The organism is Azospirillum sp. TSO35-2 (assembly GCF_003116095.1).
Taxonomy (GTDB): Bacteria; Pseudomonadota; Alphaproteobacteria; order Azospirillales; family Azospirillaceae; genus Azospirillum.
On sequence record NZ_LGRA01000021.1, the window covers coordinates 3,052,716 to 3,067,914 of the forward strand.

A 15,199-nucleotide genomic window follows, 5' to 3' on the forward strand; every position below is an offset into this window, starting at 1 on the left:
TCACGTCCCCCACACACCATCGCCGCTTGCCCCAGCTTCCGGCCATCCTTGTCGGCGCCGTTTTCGCCATCGCCGTCATGCTGCCGGGCAGTCACGGAGCCCTCGCGGCGGAGGTCGCGCAGACGGGTGCGCCGCATCTGGACGGGCGGTTGCTGGGGGCGGTGTGGGTGGTGCCGTTCGCCGGCATCCTGCTGTCGATCGCGCTGTTCCCGCTGCTGGCGCCGATGGTGTGGCACCATCATTTCGGCAAGATCTCGGCGCTGTGGGCACTGGCCTTCCTGGTGCCCTTCGCCGCGATCTTTGGGGTCGAGCTGGCCGGGTACGAGCTGCTGCACACCGTGCTGCTGGAGTACATCCCCTTCATCGTGCTGCTGACCGCGCTGTTCACGGTGGCCGGCGGCGTGCGGCTGGCCGGCTCGCTGGTGGGGACACCGCTGGCCAACACGGTCGGGCTGGCGCTGGGCACCGTGCTGGCCAGCCTGATGGGCACCACCGGCGCGTCGATGCTGCTGATCCGCCCGCTGCTGCGCGCCAACGAGCATCGCCGCCACAAGATCCACACCGTGGTGTTCTTCATCTTCCTGGTGTCGAACGTCGGCGGCTCGCTGACGCCGCTGGGCGACCCGCCGCTGTTCCTGGGCTTCCTGAAGGGCGTCGATTTCTTCTGGCCGACGGTGCATCTGCTGGCGCCGATGGGCTTCCTGTCCGGCCTGCTGCTGGTGATCTACTTCGTGCTGGACCTCTACCTGCACACCCGCGACCCCGGCAAACACCCGCTGATCGAAGGCGTGCACGAACGCGAGCCGATCCGCATCGAGGGGGCGGTGAACCTGCTGCTGCTGCTGGCGATCATCGGCGCCGTGCTGCTGAGCGGCGTCTGGCATCCGGGCATCGGCGTCACCATCCACCATGTGACGGTGTCGCTGGAAACCATCGTCTCCAACCTGCTGCTGCTGGCGATCACCGGCCTGTCGCTGCTGCTGACCAGCGCGAAGAGCCGCCGGATGAACGGCTTCAGCTGGGGGCCGATCCTGGAGGTGGCGAAGCTGTTCGCCGCGATCTTCCTGACCATCATCCCGGCCATCGCCATCCTGAAGGCCGGAACCGACGGCGCGCTGGGCGCCATCATCGCCGCCGTGAACGAGGGCGGGAAGCCCAACCCCGCCGCCTATTTCTGGGCGGCCGGCATCCTGTCGAGCTTCCTCGACAACGCGCCGACCTACCTGATCTTCTTCAACACCGCGGGCGGCGAGGCGCAGCCGCTGATGACCGACCTGTCGCTGACGCTGACCGCCATTTCGGCCGGCGCCGTCTTCATGGGCGCCAACAGCTACATCGGCAACGCCCCCAACTTCATGGTCAAGGCGATCGCCGAGGAACGCGGCGTCGCCATGCCCAGCTTCTTCGGCTACATGGCGTGGTCCTGCGGCATCCTGGTGCCGCTGCTGGTGCTGACGACGCTGGTGTTCTTCGTCTGACGGAAGCGGGCGAGGGGCCAGGGGAGGGGAGGGGCGTCACGCCTCCCCGCGTTCCTCCCGCTTGGCCTGCTGCCAGAAGGCTTCCATCTCGTCCAGCGTGGCGTCCTGCGGCTTGCGGCCCTGGTCGGCCAGCAGGGCCTCGATCCGGTGGAAGCGGCGTTCGAACTTGGCGTTGGTGCCGCGCAGCGCCGCTTCCGGCTCCACCTTCAGGCGGCGGGCGAGGTTGACCAGCGCGAACAGCAGGTCGCCCAGTTCATCCGCCACCCGCTCCTGCGCCGAGCCGGCGTCCATCTCCGCCCGCAGTTCCCGCACCTCCTCCTCGATCTTGTCGAGGATGTCGCGGGCGTCGGTCCAGTCGAAGCCGACCCGCGCCGCGCGGTTCTGCAGCTTCAGCGCCCGGGTCAGGGCGGGCAGGCCGGCGATGACGCCCTCCAGAGCCGACGGCGCGCGCCCTTCCTCGGCCGCCTTGGCGGCACGCTCCGCCGCCTTGTGGTCCTCCCAGCGCGAGGTCTGCTGGTCGGCGGTCTTCACCTCGTCCGGGCCGAAGACGTGGGGGTGGCGGCGGATCATCTTGTCGGCGATGACCCCGGCGACCTCCTCGAAATCGAACAGCCCTTCCTCGCGCGCCATCTGGCTGTAATAGACGACCTGGAACAGCAGATCGCCCAACTCCTCGCGCAGGGCCGGCTTGTCGTCCTTCTCGATGGCGTCGGCGACCTCGTAGGCCTCCTCGATCGTGTGCGGCGCGATGGTCCGGTAGGTCTGCACGAGATCCCACGGGCATCCACCGTCGGGATCACGCAGCCGGGCCATCACGTCGATCAGCCGGTCGATGTTGCGGGTCATATCGTGCCGTCTCCGAAACGGTGCAGGGAAGGGACCGCGACGATAGCCGACGGGACGGGGCGGGGGAAGCGGGGAGGGGGGAGCGGGAACTCCAACTACTGCAAGTTCAACAATCTCACCGATAGCAAGAAAGCGAGAAGCGGTTGCTTTTCTGCGCTCATACATCGATGACGGAGGCCTGCACACATCATTGACACGCAGGATTTTCGGAGATACGTCTCTATGAGGTTGTGGTTACCTGATCGCAAGTCAAAAAAAGTTTAGATGGTGATAGATATGGCTGGAAAGATCGGCGTAGTGACGGTTCCGACCCGTTATGAAGGGCTTGTAGATACGGTTGGTCAGAAAGCTGTCGGGCAAGTTCTTCTAGAATCACGCGAAGATCTTAATTCCGTTCGCGAATCGCTCGTTGAGGTTGCTAGTGCCAATCAAGGGAAACTTTTGTTTTTACTAGGCGGAACGGGAACCGGAAAAACCACTCTCGCAGCATCATGCGAAATTTATCTCGCGACCTATGTTTCCAAAGTAGTTACGCCGCCGCCTGACTATGAACTTCCGCTAGGAAGTCTTCCAGCGTGGCTTCACAAAACGTAGCTATATGACAGACACAGGTGCTGGCGCAGCAATGCTTTAGAAACAATGGCTTAGCGCTAAAACGCCTCCCCCCGCCTATGCCACTAGATATTGATTCAAATCCGGTGCGCCTTTCGGTAGAATGCCGGCCTCGCGGAGGTCGGTCGTGGACAACGAACGCTTTTACAAAATCTGCCGGGACTTCGACCTCAGTATCCACACTGATGCCGACGAGCTGACGCATCGTTTCACAGACGACGTCCAGGCCCGCGCCTTTCTGGAAGCCCTCGTCTGGCCCGACCAACCGTTCTGTCCGCACTGCGGCTCCGTTCGCGTCTACCGTTTCCGCCCGGTCAAGACGACCCGCGGCGGCGAAGCCCGCGCCCCGCGCGTTGGCCTTTTCGAGTGCGGGGATTGTGCCGCGCAGTTCTCCGCGACGACTCACACCCCGCTTCACGGGACGAAACTCCCCCTGCTGAAGTGGATAAAGGCGCTCTTCTACCTACTCAGCAGCAGCAAGGGCGTCTCGTCCGTCGTCCTGGCCCGCCATCTCGGCGTGACTCAGCCAACGGCCTGGAAGATGGCACACGCCATCCGTGAACTTCTCGACCATCGGCACGAGGCCGAGCCGGTTCTGGACGGCGAGGTCGAGATCGACACGAAGCGGATTGGCGGAGAGCCGCGCAAAGACGCCTACACGAAATACGTGTGGAATCCACGCGGCAAGGGGTCGGACAAGTCGATCGTTCTGGTTATGGCCGACCGGGACGGACGGGTCCGAACCAGTGTCGTTTCCGGTGAGTCGGCTGCCGAGTTGGCGCCAGCCATCAAGGCGGTTGTGAAGCCAGAAGCGCACCTGATGACCGACGGGGACAAGGCCCTCGCCGTCGTTGGACAGGACTTCGAAGGACACTCCAGCGTCAATCACGGAGCCGAAGAGTACGCCCGGGTCGAACGGAAGGACGGAAAGCCTCCGCGTAGACGGCGTCGCAATGGAAAGTTGCGGGACGACGAGCGAAACGTTCACGTCAATCACGCCGAGGGCTTTTCGGCTCTTCTCGAACGCAGCCGTTTCGGCGTCTACCATAGGTTTAGCCGCGTTCACATGAGTCGGTATCTCGACGAAGCCGCCTGGCTGTGGAGCGCGGCTTCGTCCGGAACCCTGACGACCGCTGAAGGACATTCACAGGGCGAAGTTCAGGCCGAACCGTTCGTTCTCCAGTTGATGACGTTGATGCCGCGGGCGTTCGGCCGGCAGGTCCGCTGGTCGGCGAAGGGCGGCCTGTTCTGGCCCCCGCCACTTCGGGCGGAAGATCCCCCAGCGCCGTCGCGGGCCCTGATGCTGGCTCGGGCGAAAGAGAAGAACGGCGCTGGACATGACCTCCCCCGGAAGGACCGTCCCGCCGGAATTTCTTCGAGGGGCTCTCGCCCTCTGCCCGCCCCCGTCCGGCTTCGGGCGACGTCTCCGCCGTTTCGACCGCTGCCGCCCGGCCGCCCGCCGCCGGATTTCACAGACGAAGAGATAGACGGCCTCTTCTGACGCCGCCGCGCCGACGGCCAGTGGCCAGTCGCGCCCGAGGTCCGTCTGGCCTACCTAAAAGTTGTCGACTCCTTCAGCGCCGATTGCCAACCGGCTCTTCATGATCTCACTTACCCACTACATATGGGGGTGTGTAGTCAACAATCCGCTTTCAAACCTGTGTCTGTCATATAGCTACGAATTGGGATAGATTTGCCAGACTTGCGTTTTGAGTATCAGCCTCATCAAGAGGATGAACTTCGCGTAGACTGCTGGTTTCAGCGGGGAGACCGTCCAGAAACACTCGAGTTTACACATCGGCAGGCCGAGGAGCTCACTCCAGCGGCACTCTCGTCATATACTCTGGGAAAGATTCGTGACTATGCACGCGACTATGGTCTTCTTTAAGAGAAAATACTCATAGAGCGCCCTTGCAAACTGCTGCCGCCGATTGAACTGGTTCACCACCGCGCTACCGGTTCAATCGGCTGGAAGACTGACACTTCTATGTTGCGAGGGACTGACAGTTTAACTTTGCGCTTATACACATGAAAAACACATAATCAACATTATGGAAATAATGTGCGCGCGCCCATGCGTCGAAGCGATGCCGGCCCTGCATCCCGGCGCAAGCTTCGGGCTTGCCGAAAATCGATAGCAAACCTATCTAATAGCCATGCTACAAGATAAGCCTCTGTACCTTCCTCCGAATTTCGGTCTTCACCTGTTCCGTGCCTCGCACCTGTGGCGGCGGGCGGCGAACAGGGTGTTGGCGGACAGTGGGTTTTCCACGTCGGCCATCGCGCCGCTGATGCTGCTGGACGCGCTCGGCGACGGGTTGCGGCAGCGGGAGCTGGCGGAGGAGATGGCGGTCGAGGGGCCGTCGCTGGTCCGGCTGCTCGATGGGCTGGAGGCGGCGGGGCTGCTCGAACGGCGGGAGGATCCCTGCGACCGCCGCGCGAAAACTCTGCACATGACCGACGCGGGCCGTCGCCTGTTGGTGCAGGTGAACGAGGCGTTGAACGACGTGCGCCAACGGTTGCTCGGCGACGTGACGGAGGCCGATGTCGCGGCCTGCCATCGCGTGCTGTCCAGCATCGCGGCGAACGCCAAACGCGAACAGACCTGACCACCGCCCGGTCAATCCCGGGGCCTGCGACCCCGGAGCCATGTTCCCTTAAGGAAACGACACCGTGACTGTTCTGAACTCCCTGTTCCGGGCCCTGCCCCGGATTGCCGTGACGCTGCTGGTGACCGTGGCGGCGGCCGGTGGCGGCTGGTGGCTGTGGGACTATTACATGAACGAGCCGTGGACCCGCGACGGCCGGGTGCGGGCGGACATCGTGCAGGTGTCGTCCGACGTCACCGGGCTGGTGACCGACGTCCGGGTGTCCGACAACGCGCTGGTCCACGCGGGCGACGTGCTGTTCGTCGTCGATCCCGGCCGCTATCGGCTGGCGGTGGAGCAGGCCCAGGCCAACCTGGACAGCGCGCGGGCCGAACAGGCGTACCGCAGCGCCGAGGCCGGCCGCTATGAACGGCTGGGCAACAACGTGGTCTCCACCGCCCAGCGGCAGGAGGTGATCGCGGCGATGACCAAGGCCGAGGCGGCGACCAAGCAGGCGGAGGCGGCGCTGAACCTCGCCCGCTTCAACCTGGAGCGGACGGTGGTCAAGGCGACCGTCGACGGCTATGTCACCAACCTCCAGCTCAAGGTCGGCAACTACGTCGCGGCCGGGCAGGCGGTGGTGGCCCTGCTCGACCGCCACTCCTTCTATGTCATGGGCTATTTCGAGGAAACCAAGCTGCCGCGCATCCACCCCGGCGCACCGGTCGCGGTGCGGATCATGGGCGTGGACGCCGACCTGAGCGGCCATGTCGACAGCATCACCCGCGCCATCGTCGACCGCGACCGGGCGGAAGGCAGCGGGCTGGTCGCCAACGTCAACCCGACCTTCAACTGGGTGCGGCTGGCCCAGCGCATCCCGGTGCGCATCGCCCTGGACACGGTGCCGGAGTCGCTGCAGCTGGTCGCCGGGCGGACCGCCACCGTCGCGGTGCGGACGGCCGACGGCGCCGCCACCCGCAAGGTGGCGGACTTGTCGGCGGAGCGGTGAGCCCGGCCGCCATGTCCGCCCTACCAAAGCCCCCCACCCTCGCCGAGCTGGTCTTTTCGCTGAAGTCCTTCGCGGCCTCCATGCTGGCGCTCTACATCGCGTTCGGCATGGGGCTGCCGCGGCCGTTCTGGGCGATGATGACCGCCTATGTGGTGTCCAGCCCGCTGTCGGGCACGGTGCGGTCGAAGGCGGTGTTCCGCGTCGCCGGCACCGTCATCGGCAGCATCGCCGCGGTGATCCTGACCGTCTCGATGGTCAGCGCGCCGGAACTGCTGTCGCTGGCGGTCGGGCTGTGGGTCGGCGGCTGCCTGTACCTGTCGCTGCTCGACCGCACGCCGCGCAGCTACGCCTTCATGCTGGCCGGCTACACCGCCGGTCTGATCGTCTTCCCCGCGGTGTCCAACCCCGAAGCGATCTTCGACACCGGGCTGGCCCGGGTGGAGGAGATCATCCTGGGCATCGTCTGCGCCACCCTGGTGCACAGCGTCGTGCTGCCGCGCGGGCTGGGGCCGGTGCTGCTCGGCCGGCTGGACGCGGCGCTGCGCGACGCGGAATGCTGGACGCTCGACGCGCTGAACGGCGCCGATGCGGGGGCAAGGGCGGGCAACCGCCACCGGATGGCCAGCGACCTGACCGAGCTGCGGGTGATGACCACCCACCTGCCCTACGACACCTCGGACCTGCGCTGGATGACGCGGCCGATGCGGGCGTTGCAGGACCGCATGGTCTATCTGCTGCCGATCCTGACCTCGGTGCAGGAACGGCTGGCGACGCTGCGCCGGCCCGACGGCACGCTGCCGCCCGATCTGGCGCCGCTGCTGGAGGATGTGAAGGCCTGGATCGCCGCCGACGACGGGGATACCGCGGGCGCCGATGCGCTGACCGGCCGGCTCGACCGGCTGACGGCGGAGGCGGCACGGCTGTGCGGGCGCGGTGCGGCCGACTGGCGGCAGCCGACGCGGCTCAGCCTGTTCCGCCGCCTGCACGCCCTGGTCGACATCCACCGCGATTGCCGGGATCTGCGGGCGCACATCCGTTCCGGCGACGACGCCCTGCCCGACCACCTCGACCCGCTGGTGCGCCGGCGCTCGCGCGGGGTGTTCCACCTCGACCACGGCATGGCGCTGTGGTCGGGCGCCGCCGCGCTGCTGGGGATCGGCGTCGTCTGCGCCTTCTGGATTCTCACCGGCTGGTCGTCGGGATCGGCGGCGGCGATGATGGTCGCGGTCTTCACCTGCTTCTTCGCGTCGTTCGACGATCCGGTGCCGGGCATCCGCACCTTCCTGGTCTACACCCTGGCCTCGCTGCCGGTCGCCGCCTTCTATCTGCTGGTCGTGCTGCCGTCCTTCGACAGCTTTCCGATGCTGGCGCTGTGCCTGGCGCCGACGCTGATCACGCTGGGGGTGTTCGTCGCCCGGCCGGCGGTGATGGGGCGGGCGATGGCGATGATCTTCGGCGTCGGCGGCGCGCTCAGCCTGCTCGACACCGGGAACGGCGACTTCGCCTCCTTCCTGAACAGCAGCACCGGGCAGGTCATCGGCATCATCACGGCGATGCTCGTCACCCGGCTGTGCCGGTCGGTCGGCGCGGCGTGGAGCGCCCGGCGCCTGCTGCACGCCGGCTGGCGCGAGATCGCCGAGCTGGCCGGGCGGCGCGCGGTGCCGCCGGCCGATGGCTTCGAGAGCCGCATGCTCGACCGCGTCGGGCTGCTGGCAACGCGGCTGGCCCAGGTCGCCCGCGACGACGAGGCGGCGTCGAAGATCGACGTCGACGCGATCGACGCGGTGCGCGACCTGCGGGTCGGGTTGAACGTGGTGGAACTGCAACGGGTCCGCCCGGCGCTTGGCCCCGCCGCCGGACCGGCGCTGGGCCGGCTGCTCGACGGGGTCGCCCGCCATTTCCGCGCGCTGTCGGCCCACCGGCCCGATCCGGTGCCGCCGGCGCTGCTGGACAGCATGGACAGCCTGCTGACGGTGGTCGGCACCGTTCCACCCGGACCGGAACGCGACCGCGCGGTGGTGGCGTTGGCCGCCCTGCGCCACGCCCTGTTCCCCGACGCCGGGGTCGACGTCGGGGGCGGGGAGACCGGGCTGACCGAAGAAACGATCCATCCCGACCGGGTGAGCGCATGATCGGCGAAATCGACGTCTATGGCCTGTTCCTTCCGCCGCTGCTGATCCTCGCGGTGGTCGCCTGGGTGGTGTCGGGGCTGCTGCGCCGGGCGCTGCGCGCGGTTGGCGCCTATGGCTGGGTGTGGCACCCGCCCCTGTTCGACATCGCGCTCTACGTCATCGTGCTGAGCGGCTTGGCGGCGCTGTGGGCCCGGTTCGGCTGAGCGGCCGCCGGGACCTTGCCGGATTTGGTCGACACCGCAACCGGCGGGCGTGCTAGGCTGGCCGCCATGACCGCCCCGCTGTCGCAGCCTTTTTCCATCCCCGGCATGCTGTCCGACGCCGACGCCGAGAGCGCCTGGATCGACGTGATCCGGAAGATGGACGAAACCTACGCCAACCTCGTGGCGCAGCAGGTCGAGCTTGAGCGCAAGAACGCCGAACTGGAGGAGGCGCAGGCCTTCATCGCCAGCGTGCTGGGCTCGATGACCGACGTGCTGATCGCCTGCGACCGCGACGGCCGGATCGAACAGAGCAACCCGGCGGCGGAACGCGCGCTGGGCTGCGCCGGGCGCGAGCTGATCGGCCGGCCGCTGCGCGACTTCCTCGACGCGGGCTCCCACTCCGCCTTCGCCCGGCTGTGCAGCGCCGCGTTGCAGCGCGAGGGCGGCAGCGACGTGGAGCTGTCGCTGCGCGGGCCGACCGGTCCCTTCCCCGTCTCGGTCAACAGCACGGTGCGCTACGACCAGCGCGGCCACGCCATCGGGCTGGTGCTGGTCGGCCGGCCGATCGGCGAGCTGCGCCGCGCCTACCGCGACCTCGCCTCCGCGCATGAGGGGCTGAAGCAGACCCAGCAGCAACTGGTCCATTCGGAAAAGATGGCCTCGCTCGGCCGGCTGGTCGCCGGGGTGGCGCACGAACTGAACAACCCGATCTCCTTCGTCTACGGCAACGCCCACGCCATGCGCCGCTACGTCGACCGGCTGACCGCCTATCTCGACAAGGTGCATGAGGGCGTGCCGGCCCAGGAGCTGGCGGCCCTGCGCAAGGAGCTGCGCATCGACCGTGCCCGCGCCGACACCCCGGCGACGCTCGACGGCATGCTGGAGGGGACGGAGCGGGTGCGCGACATCGTCAACGAGCTGCGCCGCTTCTCGTCGGAACAGAAGCACGCCTCGGAACGCTTTGATCTGACGGCACTTCTGCGCTCCGCCGTCACCTGGGTGGCCAAGGCGCAGATGCCGGACCTGACCGTGGTCTTCGACCTGCCCGACGCGCTGGAGATCGCCGGCCATCCCGGCCATCTGCATCAGGTCGCGATGAATCTGGTCCAGAACGCCATCGACGCCATGGCCGGCGCCCCCGCCAAGCGGCTGGAGCTGCACGGCCGGCTGGAGGGCGGCGCCGTCGTCGTCACCTTCCGTGACACCGGCCACGGCATCCCCGGCGACGTGCTGGGCCGCGTCTTCGATCCCTTCTTCACCACCAAGCCGGTCGGCAAGGGCACCGGGCTGGGGCTGTCGATCAGCTATCAACTCGTCCGCGACCATGGCGGCACGCTGGTCGCCGCCAACCACGCCGACGGTGGCGCGCTGTTCACCCTGACCCTGCCGGCGGCCGGCCGCATCGATGAAGGGACCGCGCGATGACGACCCGCCCGCTGTCGGTGCTCTGGCTGCAATCGGGCGGCTGCGGCGGCTGCACCATGTCGCTGCTGTGCGCCGAAGCGCCCGATCTGGCGACGCTGTTCGACACCGCCGGCATCCGCCTGCTCTGGCACCCCAGCCTGTCGGAGGAGACGGGAGCGGAGGCGCTGGAGCTGTTCGAGCGCATCCTGGCCGGCGACGAGCCGCTGGACGTGCTGTGCGTGGAAGGGTCGCTGCTGCGCGGTCCCAACGGCAGCGGGCGCTTCCATGTGCTGGCCGGCACCGGGCGGCCGACCATCGACTGGGCGCGCGATCTGGCGGCCGTCGCCGGAACCGTGGTGGCGGTCGGCACCTGCGCCGCCTATGGCGGCATCACCGCCGCCGGGGAGAACATCGCCGACGCCTGCGGCCTCCAGTATGAGGGGACGCAACGCGGCGGCGCGCTGGGCGGCGAGTTCCGGGCGCGCGGCGGCCTGCCGGTGGTCAACGTCGCCGGCTGCCCGACCCACCCCAACTGGGTGACCGAGACGCTGATGCTGCTGGCCGAGGGCGCGCTTGCCGCGGACGGGCTGGACGGCTACCAGCGTCCGCGCTTCTACGCCGACCATCTGGTCCATCACGGCTGCCCGCGCAACGAGTATTACGAGTACAAGGCGAGCGCCGAGAAGCCGTCGGACCTCGGCTGCCTGATGGAGAATCTGGGCTGCCTCGGCACCCAGGCGCACGCCGACTGCAACACGCGGCTGTGGAACGGCGAGGGATCCTGCACCCGCGGCGGCTACGCCTGCATCAACTGCACCGCGCCGGGCTTCGAGGAGCCGGGACACCCCTTCCAGCAGACACCGAAATTCGCCGGCATCCCCATCGGCCTGCCGACCGACATGCCCAAGGCGTGGTTCGTGGCGCTCGCCTCGCTGGCCAAGGCGGCGACGCCGGAGCGGGTGCGCCGCAACGCCGCCGCCGACCGCATCGTCGTGCCGCCGACCATCCGTCCGCCGAAGAAGGGCTGAGCCGGTGAGTGACGAGACCAAACGCCGCCTGATCGTCGGCCCGTTCAACCGGGTGGAAGGCGACCTGGAGGTCCGGCTGGAGATTACCGGCGGCACCGTGTCGGCCGCCTACGTCAACGCGCCGCTGTTCCGCGGCTTCGAACGCATCCTGGAGGGGCGTGACCCGTTGGACGCGCTGGTGGTGGCGCCGCGGATCTGCGGAATCTGCTCCGTCTCGCAGTCGCACGCCGCGGCGCTGGCGCTGGCCGGGGCGATGGGGCTCGCGGCGCCGCGCAACGGGCTGCTGGCGACCAACCTGATGACGGCGACCGAGAATGTCGCCGACCATCTGACCCACTTCCACCTGTTCTTCATGCCCGACTTCGCCCGCCCCGCCTACGCCGGCCGACCCTGGTTCGCGCAGGCGGAGGCGCGGTTCAAGGCGGTGCAGGGCGTCGCCGTGCGGGCCGCCACCGCGGCGCGGGCCGGGCTGTTCCATGTTCTGGGCCTGCTGGGCGGCAAGTGGCCGCACACGCTGACCCTCCAGCCGGGCGGCGTCACCCGCGCGGTCGATGCGCGCGACCGGGTGCGCCTGCTCGCCACCGTCGGCGCCTTCCGCCGCTTCCTGGAAGACAGCCTGTTCGGCGCGCCGCTCGACCGCGTGCTGGAACTGGCGACGCCGGAGGCTCTCGACCGCTGGCGCAACGCCGGCCCGATGGGCGACTTCCGCCTGTTCCTGGAGATCGCCGCCGACCTGGATCTCGCCCATCTCGGCCGTGCCTATGGCCGTTTCCTCAGCCACGGCGCCTATCCCGATCCCGACGGCGGGCATCTCTACCGCCGCGGCACCGCGGCCGACGGGCGGGCCGGCGCCTTCGACCCGGCGGAGGTCGCCGAGCATCACCGCTTCAGCCGCATGGCCGGCCAGGATCGCCCGCACCCGCCCTTCGCCGGATCGACGGTGCCGGACGGGCTGGACGAGACCGGCTACAGCTGGTGCAAGGCGCCGCGGCTCGCCGGCCTGCCCTTTGAAACCGGGGCCATCGCCCGGCAACTGGTCGACGGCCACCCGCTGATCGGGGCGCTGGTGGCGCAGGACGGCGGGTCGGTCTACAGCCGGGTGATCGCCCGCCTGCTGGAGCTGGCCCGCACCACCCGGGCGATGGAGGGCTGGCTGCGCGCCCTCGACCCGTCAGGTCCGTGGTGCGTCCCGGCGGAGATGCCCGACAGCGCCCAGGCCGTCGGCCTGACCGAGGCGGCGCGCGGCGCGCTCGGCCATTGGCTGCGGATCGAGCAGGGTCGGATCGCCGGCTACCAGATCATCGCGCCGACCACCTGGAACTTCTCCCCCCGCGACCTCGACGGCGTGCCGGGTCCTCTGGAGCAGGCGCTGGTCGGCGCCCCGGTGCGCGACGGCGAACGCGCGCCGCTGTCGGTGCAGCACATCGTCCGCTCGTTCGATCCCTGCATGGTCTGCACGGTGCATTGAGCAGCAGCCACGACCCAAGCAGGATGCGGCGATCTTCCACACGGCGAACAAGCGAACGCGCTTGCCGACATGCATGTATCAATGGTTGATCCCCAGCAAGGCATTCTCCGCTTTTGCCGAGACAGCGCGGGTGTCCAAGCTCGAAACGTCACGGGGTCAACATGAGATTTCTAATCCTGGCCGCCGCTCTGAGTGTGGTTGGCGGTGGCAGCGGCTTTGCCGCAAGCTTCGACTGCGGCAAAGCAAGCACACCGGTGGAAAAGGCGATCTGCGCCGACCAGCGGTTGTCCGACCTCGACAGCGAACTCGGCCGCGCCTACAAAGCCGCGCTTCAGTCCAACGCCGCTCCGGCCGATCTCAAAGCCGAGCAGAAGAGCTGGGTTGTCCAGAGAAATCGCTGCACGGATACGGCTTGTCTTGCATCGGCCTACCAAGCGAGGCTGGCGGCCTTGAGCGCACCGCCGCAATCTTCCACCGCAGGCGTGGCGGTTATGGGCACTTATCAGACAAAGGGAGGGGAACTTCTTGTCGCTCAACCTTCCGCCGACGCGATCAAGTTCCGCCTGAATGCCACATACCGGATGAACACCGGTGAGGTCGAGGGAATGGCGGTCCTTAGCAACAATCAGGCGATTTTTGCGCCGCCGGGTGGAAGTGAATACGACGACTGCCGCATAACCCTCACGTTCTTGGGCGAAACAGCAAAAGTGAACCAGGAGGGCAGCTGCGGCATGGGCTTGAATGTCAGCGGAAGCGGCAGTTACAAGCGCTCCAGCAAGACCACGCCTGTTTTTAACTGACGCCATATATCCCAAGCTGCAGTGACGCCGACCACGGGGCTGCCATCGAAGACCGATTGGGGGGCCGGCCGGTATAGGGGCGACCCCTCTTCTTTTGCTACGAGATGATGAACGCCGCGTAGGACATGACGCCGACGAACACCAGGAGCGAGACCATCTGTGCCATCTGAACCTCCATCGGGCGGGGCCATGGGTTGGGTTTGTGCCGCCGTGATGGCTATGGTTTAGGCGTTCCCAGGCGGGTGATAAATACCGCGTTCCGAGCTTCACTGTTCGACTTTGAAGAACAATGACGGCCGGGCGGAGCGTCGGCTCGCGGACACCCAAGCGGCAACTCTCCAGCCAGACTGGCAAGTTGGTTGCCAGTTTCCCGGCATGCTGTAATGTTGATATCCACAATCGCTGCTATGGCGAGCGAAGCTGCGGGAAACATCGTGCAATTACAAGCCTCTGGTCGGGCCGCGGATCCTGGCATGGAACTTGTACGAACGTTGCCGCGGCCGCGGGGCGCCGCATGCGACGGGTGGGCACGGCGACGTGGACGAGGATGTGGGCATGGACGGTGACGATCGCGGCGCGGCGCGCATCCTGGTGCTGGGCATCGGCAACATTCTGTGGGCCGACGAAGGGTTCGGCGTCCGCACGGTGGAGCGTCTGGCGGCGGGCTGGCGGTTTCCCGACAGCGTGACGCTGATGGACGGCGGCACCCAGGGCCTGTACCTGCTGCCCCATCTCGAGGCGGCCGACGCGCTGATCGTCGTCGACGCCATCGACTACGGGCTGGAGCCCGGCACCCGCCGCGTCTTCCGCGGCGACGACGTCCCGGCCTTCCTCGGCGCCAAGAAGATGAGCCTGCACCAGACCGGCTTCCAGGAGGTGCTGGCCAGCGCCATGTTCCTCGGCCGCTGCCCGGAACGGCTGATCCTGGTCGGCGTCCAGCCGGAATGCCTGGAGGATTACGGCGGCGGCCTGACCGGCACCGTCGCGGCCCAGGTCGCCCCGACCATCGACGTCATCCGCGGAATCCTGCGTGACGAGTTCGGGGTGGAAGGCACGCCGCGCTCCGGCGTCGTGGGCGCCGACATCGCCGCCGCCGCCATCACCCGCGACGCCTACGAGGCCGGACGCCCCAGCGCGGAGGAAGCCTGCCGCACCGGCGATCCCCGCATCCTGGCGGCGCTGGCCGCCGCCGGTCCGACCTGAGGGGGGCGGGGCCATGTGCATCGGAATTCCCCTGCGCCTGGACGCGGTTGACGGCATCGCCGGCCGGACGGCGGACGGCATCGCCATCGACCTGTCGCTGCTGCCGGACACCCGGCCCGGCGACTGGGTGCTGAGCTTCCTCGGCGCCGCGCGCCGCGCGCTGGATCCCGACGAGGCGGCGCAGATCCGCGCGGCGCTGGCGGCGATGGCCGCGGCGCTGGAGGGCGAGCGCGATGACGACGCCTTCGCCGACCTGACCGGCCGCGAACCCACCCTTCCCCCCCACCTGGAGGCGGCCCGCGCCGCCGGCCGTTCGGAGGCCTGAGCAATCATGACGGACCTTGCCCTGGCAGAGGACGGCACCGCGGACACGCCGCCCGCCCGCCCACCCGCCAAGCCCAGCTTCCCCTTGCCGCCGCTGGTCGACC

The 15,199-nt window shown here is 68.0% G+C and carries 14 protein-coding genes; 13 read left to right on the top strand and 1 reads right to left on the bottom strand.

Translation table 11 applies throughout. The features are described 5' to 3' along the window. Positions 1–26 precede the first annotated feature (26 nt). Positions 27–1,478: a sodium:proton antiporter gene (locus TSO352_RS29830; RefSeq protein ID WP_247872507.1), complete on the top strand. Its 1,452-nt coding sequence runs from the start codon at positions 27–29 to the stop codon at positions 1,476–1,478. A gap of 36 nt (positions 1,479–1,514) precedes the next feature. Here the strand turns inward: TSO352_RS29830 and mazG are convergent, their stop codons facing one another. Then, the gene (mazG, locus tag TSO352_RS29835; RefSeq protein WP_109110660.1) at positions 1,515–2,324 is read right to left on the bottom strand and encodes a nucleoside triphosphate pyrophosphohydrolase; all 810 of its coding nucleotides are present in this window, start codon (positions 2,322–2,324) and stop codon (positions 1,515–1,517) included. A 276-nt stretch (positions 2,325–2,600) separates the two neighbouring features. Between mazG and TSO352_RS33030 the strand changes: the two genes are divergently transcribed. The 12 genes from TSO352_RS33030 (at position 2,601) to TSO352_RS29890 (ending at position 15,096) form a co-directional block, all read left to right on the top strand. After that, positions 2,601–2,918, top strand: coding sequence for a hypothetical protein (locus TSO352_RS33030; RefSeq protein ID WP_146210809.1), 318 nt, complete (start codon positions 2,601–2,603; stop codon positions 2,916–2,918). Between the two features lie 145 nt (positions 2,919–3,063). Then, positions 3,064–4,437, top strand: coding sequence for an IS1595 family transposase (locus TSO352_RS29840; protein WP_158284548.1), 1,374 nt, complete (start codon positions 3,064–3,066; stop codon positions 4,435–4,437). A gap of 748 nt (positions 4,438–5,185) precedes the next feature. Beyond that, the gene (locus TSO352_RS29845) at positions 5,186–5,545 is read left to right on the top strand and encodes a MarR family transcriptional regulator (RefSeq protein ID WP_247872508.1); all 360 of its coding nucleotides are present in this window, start codon (positions 5,186–5,188) and stop codon (positions 5,543–5,545) included. A 64-nt stretch (positions 5,546–5,609) separates the two neighbouring features. Beyond that, entirely contained in the window at positions 5,610–6,533 is a 924-nt protein-coding gene (locus TSO352_RS29850) for an HlyD family secretion protein (RefSeq protein ID WP_109110662.1), read from the top strand. Between the two features lie 11 nt (positions 6,534–6,544). Next, positions 6,545–8,665: an FUSC family protein gene (locus TSO352_RS29855; RefSeq protein WP_109110663.1), complete on the top strand. Its 2,121-nt coding sequence runs from the start codon at positions 6,545–6,547 to the stop codon at positions 8,663–8,665. Continuing rightward, on the top strand, positions 8,662–8,868 hold the full coding sequence (locus tag TSO352_RS29860) for a DUF1656 domain-containing protein (protein WP_109110664.1): 207 nt from the start codon (positions 8,662–8,664) through the stop codon (positions 8,866–8,868). Before TSO352_RS29855 ends, TSO352_RS29860 begins: the two co-directional genes overlap by 4 nt. A gap of 66 nt (positions 8,869–8,934) precedes the next feature. Beyond that, positions 8,935–10,293 (top strand): ATP-binding protein, encoded by a 1,359-nt coding sequence (locus TSO352_RS29865; RefSeq protein ID WP_109110665.1) that lies wholly within the window; start codon positions 8,935–8,937, stop codon positions 10,291–10,293. After that, positions 10,290–11,300 (top strand): HupU protein, encoded by a 1,011-nt coding sequence (locus TSO352_RS29870; RefSeq protein WP_109110666.1) that lies wholly within the window; start codon positions 10,290–10,292, stop codon positions 11,298–11,300. Before TSO352_RS29865 ends, TSO352_RS29870 begins: the two co-directional genes overlap by 4 nt. 4 nt (positions 11,301–11,304) lie before the next feature. Beyond that, positions 11,305–12,768 (top strand): nickel-dependent hydrogenase large subunit, encoded by a 1,464-nt coding sequence (locus TSO352_RS29875; protein WP_109110667.1) that lies wholly within the window; start codon positions 11,305–11,307, stop codon positions 12,766–12,768. A 161-nt stretch (positions 12,769–12,929) separates the two neighbouring features. Further along, the gene (locus TSO352_RS29880; RefSeq protein WP_109110668.1) at positions 12,930–13,568 is read left to right on the top strand and encodes a lysozyme inhibitor LprI family protein; all 639 of its coding nucleotides are present in this window, start codon (positions 12,930–12,932) and stop codon (positions 13,566–13,568) included. A gap of 555 nt (positions 13,569–14,123) precedes the next feature. Then, positions 14,124–14,771: a HyaD/HybD family hydrogenase maturation endopeptidase gene (locus TSO352_RS29885; protein WP_109110669.1), complete on the top strand. Its 648-nt coding sequence runs from the start codon at positions 14,124–14,126 to the stop codon at positions 14,769–14,771. Between the two features lie 13 nt (positions 14,772–14,784). Continuing rightward, positions 14,785–15,096 carry a HypC/HybG/HupF family hydrogenase formation chaperone gene (locus TSO352_RS29890; RefSeq protein ID WP_109110670.1) on the top strand — a complete coding sequence of 104 codons (312 nt, stop codon included), beginning with the start codon at positions 14,785–14,787 and terminating at the stop codon, positions 15,094–15,096. Positions 15,097–15,199 lie beyond the last annotated feature (103 nt).

Bases quoted from the DNA above. Each gene is read 5' to 3' on its own strand.
- mazG (WP_109110660.1), bottom strand. From the start codon at position 2,324: ATGACCCGCAACATCGACCGGCTGATCGACGTGATGGCCCGGCTGCGT.
- TSO352_RS33030 (WP_146210809.1), top strand. From the start codon at position 2,601: ATGGCTGGAAAGATCGGCGTAGTGACGGTTCCGACCCGTTATGAAGGG.
- TSO352_RS29860 (WP_109110664.1), top strand. From the start codon at position 8,662: ATGATCGGCGAAATCGACGTCTATGGCCTGTTCCTTCCGCCGCTGCTG.
- TSO352_RS29870 (WP_109110666.1), top strand. From the start codon at position 10,290: ATGACGACCCGCCCGCTGTCGGTGCTCTGGCTGCAATCGGGCGGCTGC.
- TSO352_RS29865 (WP_109110665.1), top strand. From the start codon at position 8,935: ATGACCGCCCCGCTGTCGCAGCCTTTTTCCATCCCCGGCATGCTGTCC.
- TSO352_RS29890 (WP_109110670.1), top strand. From the start codon at position 14,785: ATGTGCATCGGAATTCCCCTGCGCCTGGACGCGGTTGACGGCATCGCC.
- TSO352_RS29880 (WP_109110668.1), top strand. From the start codon at position 12,930: ATGAGATTTCTAATCCTGGCCGCCGCTCTGAGTGTGGTTGGCGGTGGC.
- TSO352_RS29855 (WP_109110663.1), top strand. From the start codon at position 6,545: ATGTCCGCCCTACCAAAGCCCCCCACCCTCGCCGAGCTGGTCTTTTCG.
- TSO352_RS29885 (WP_109110669.1), top strand. From the start codon at position 14,124: ATGGACGGTGACGATCGCGGCGCGGCGCGCATCCTGGTGCTGGGCATC.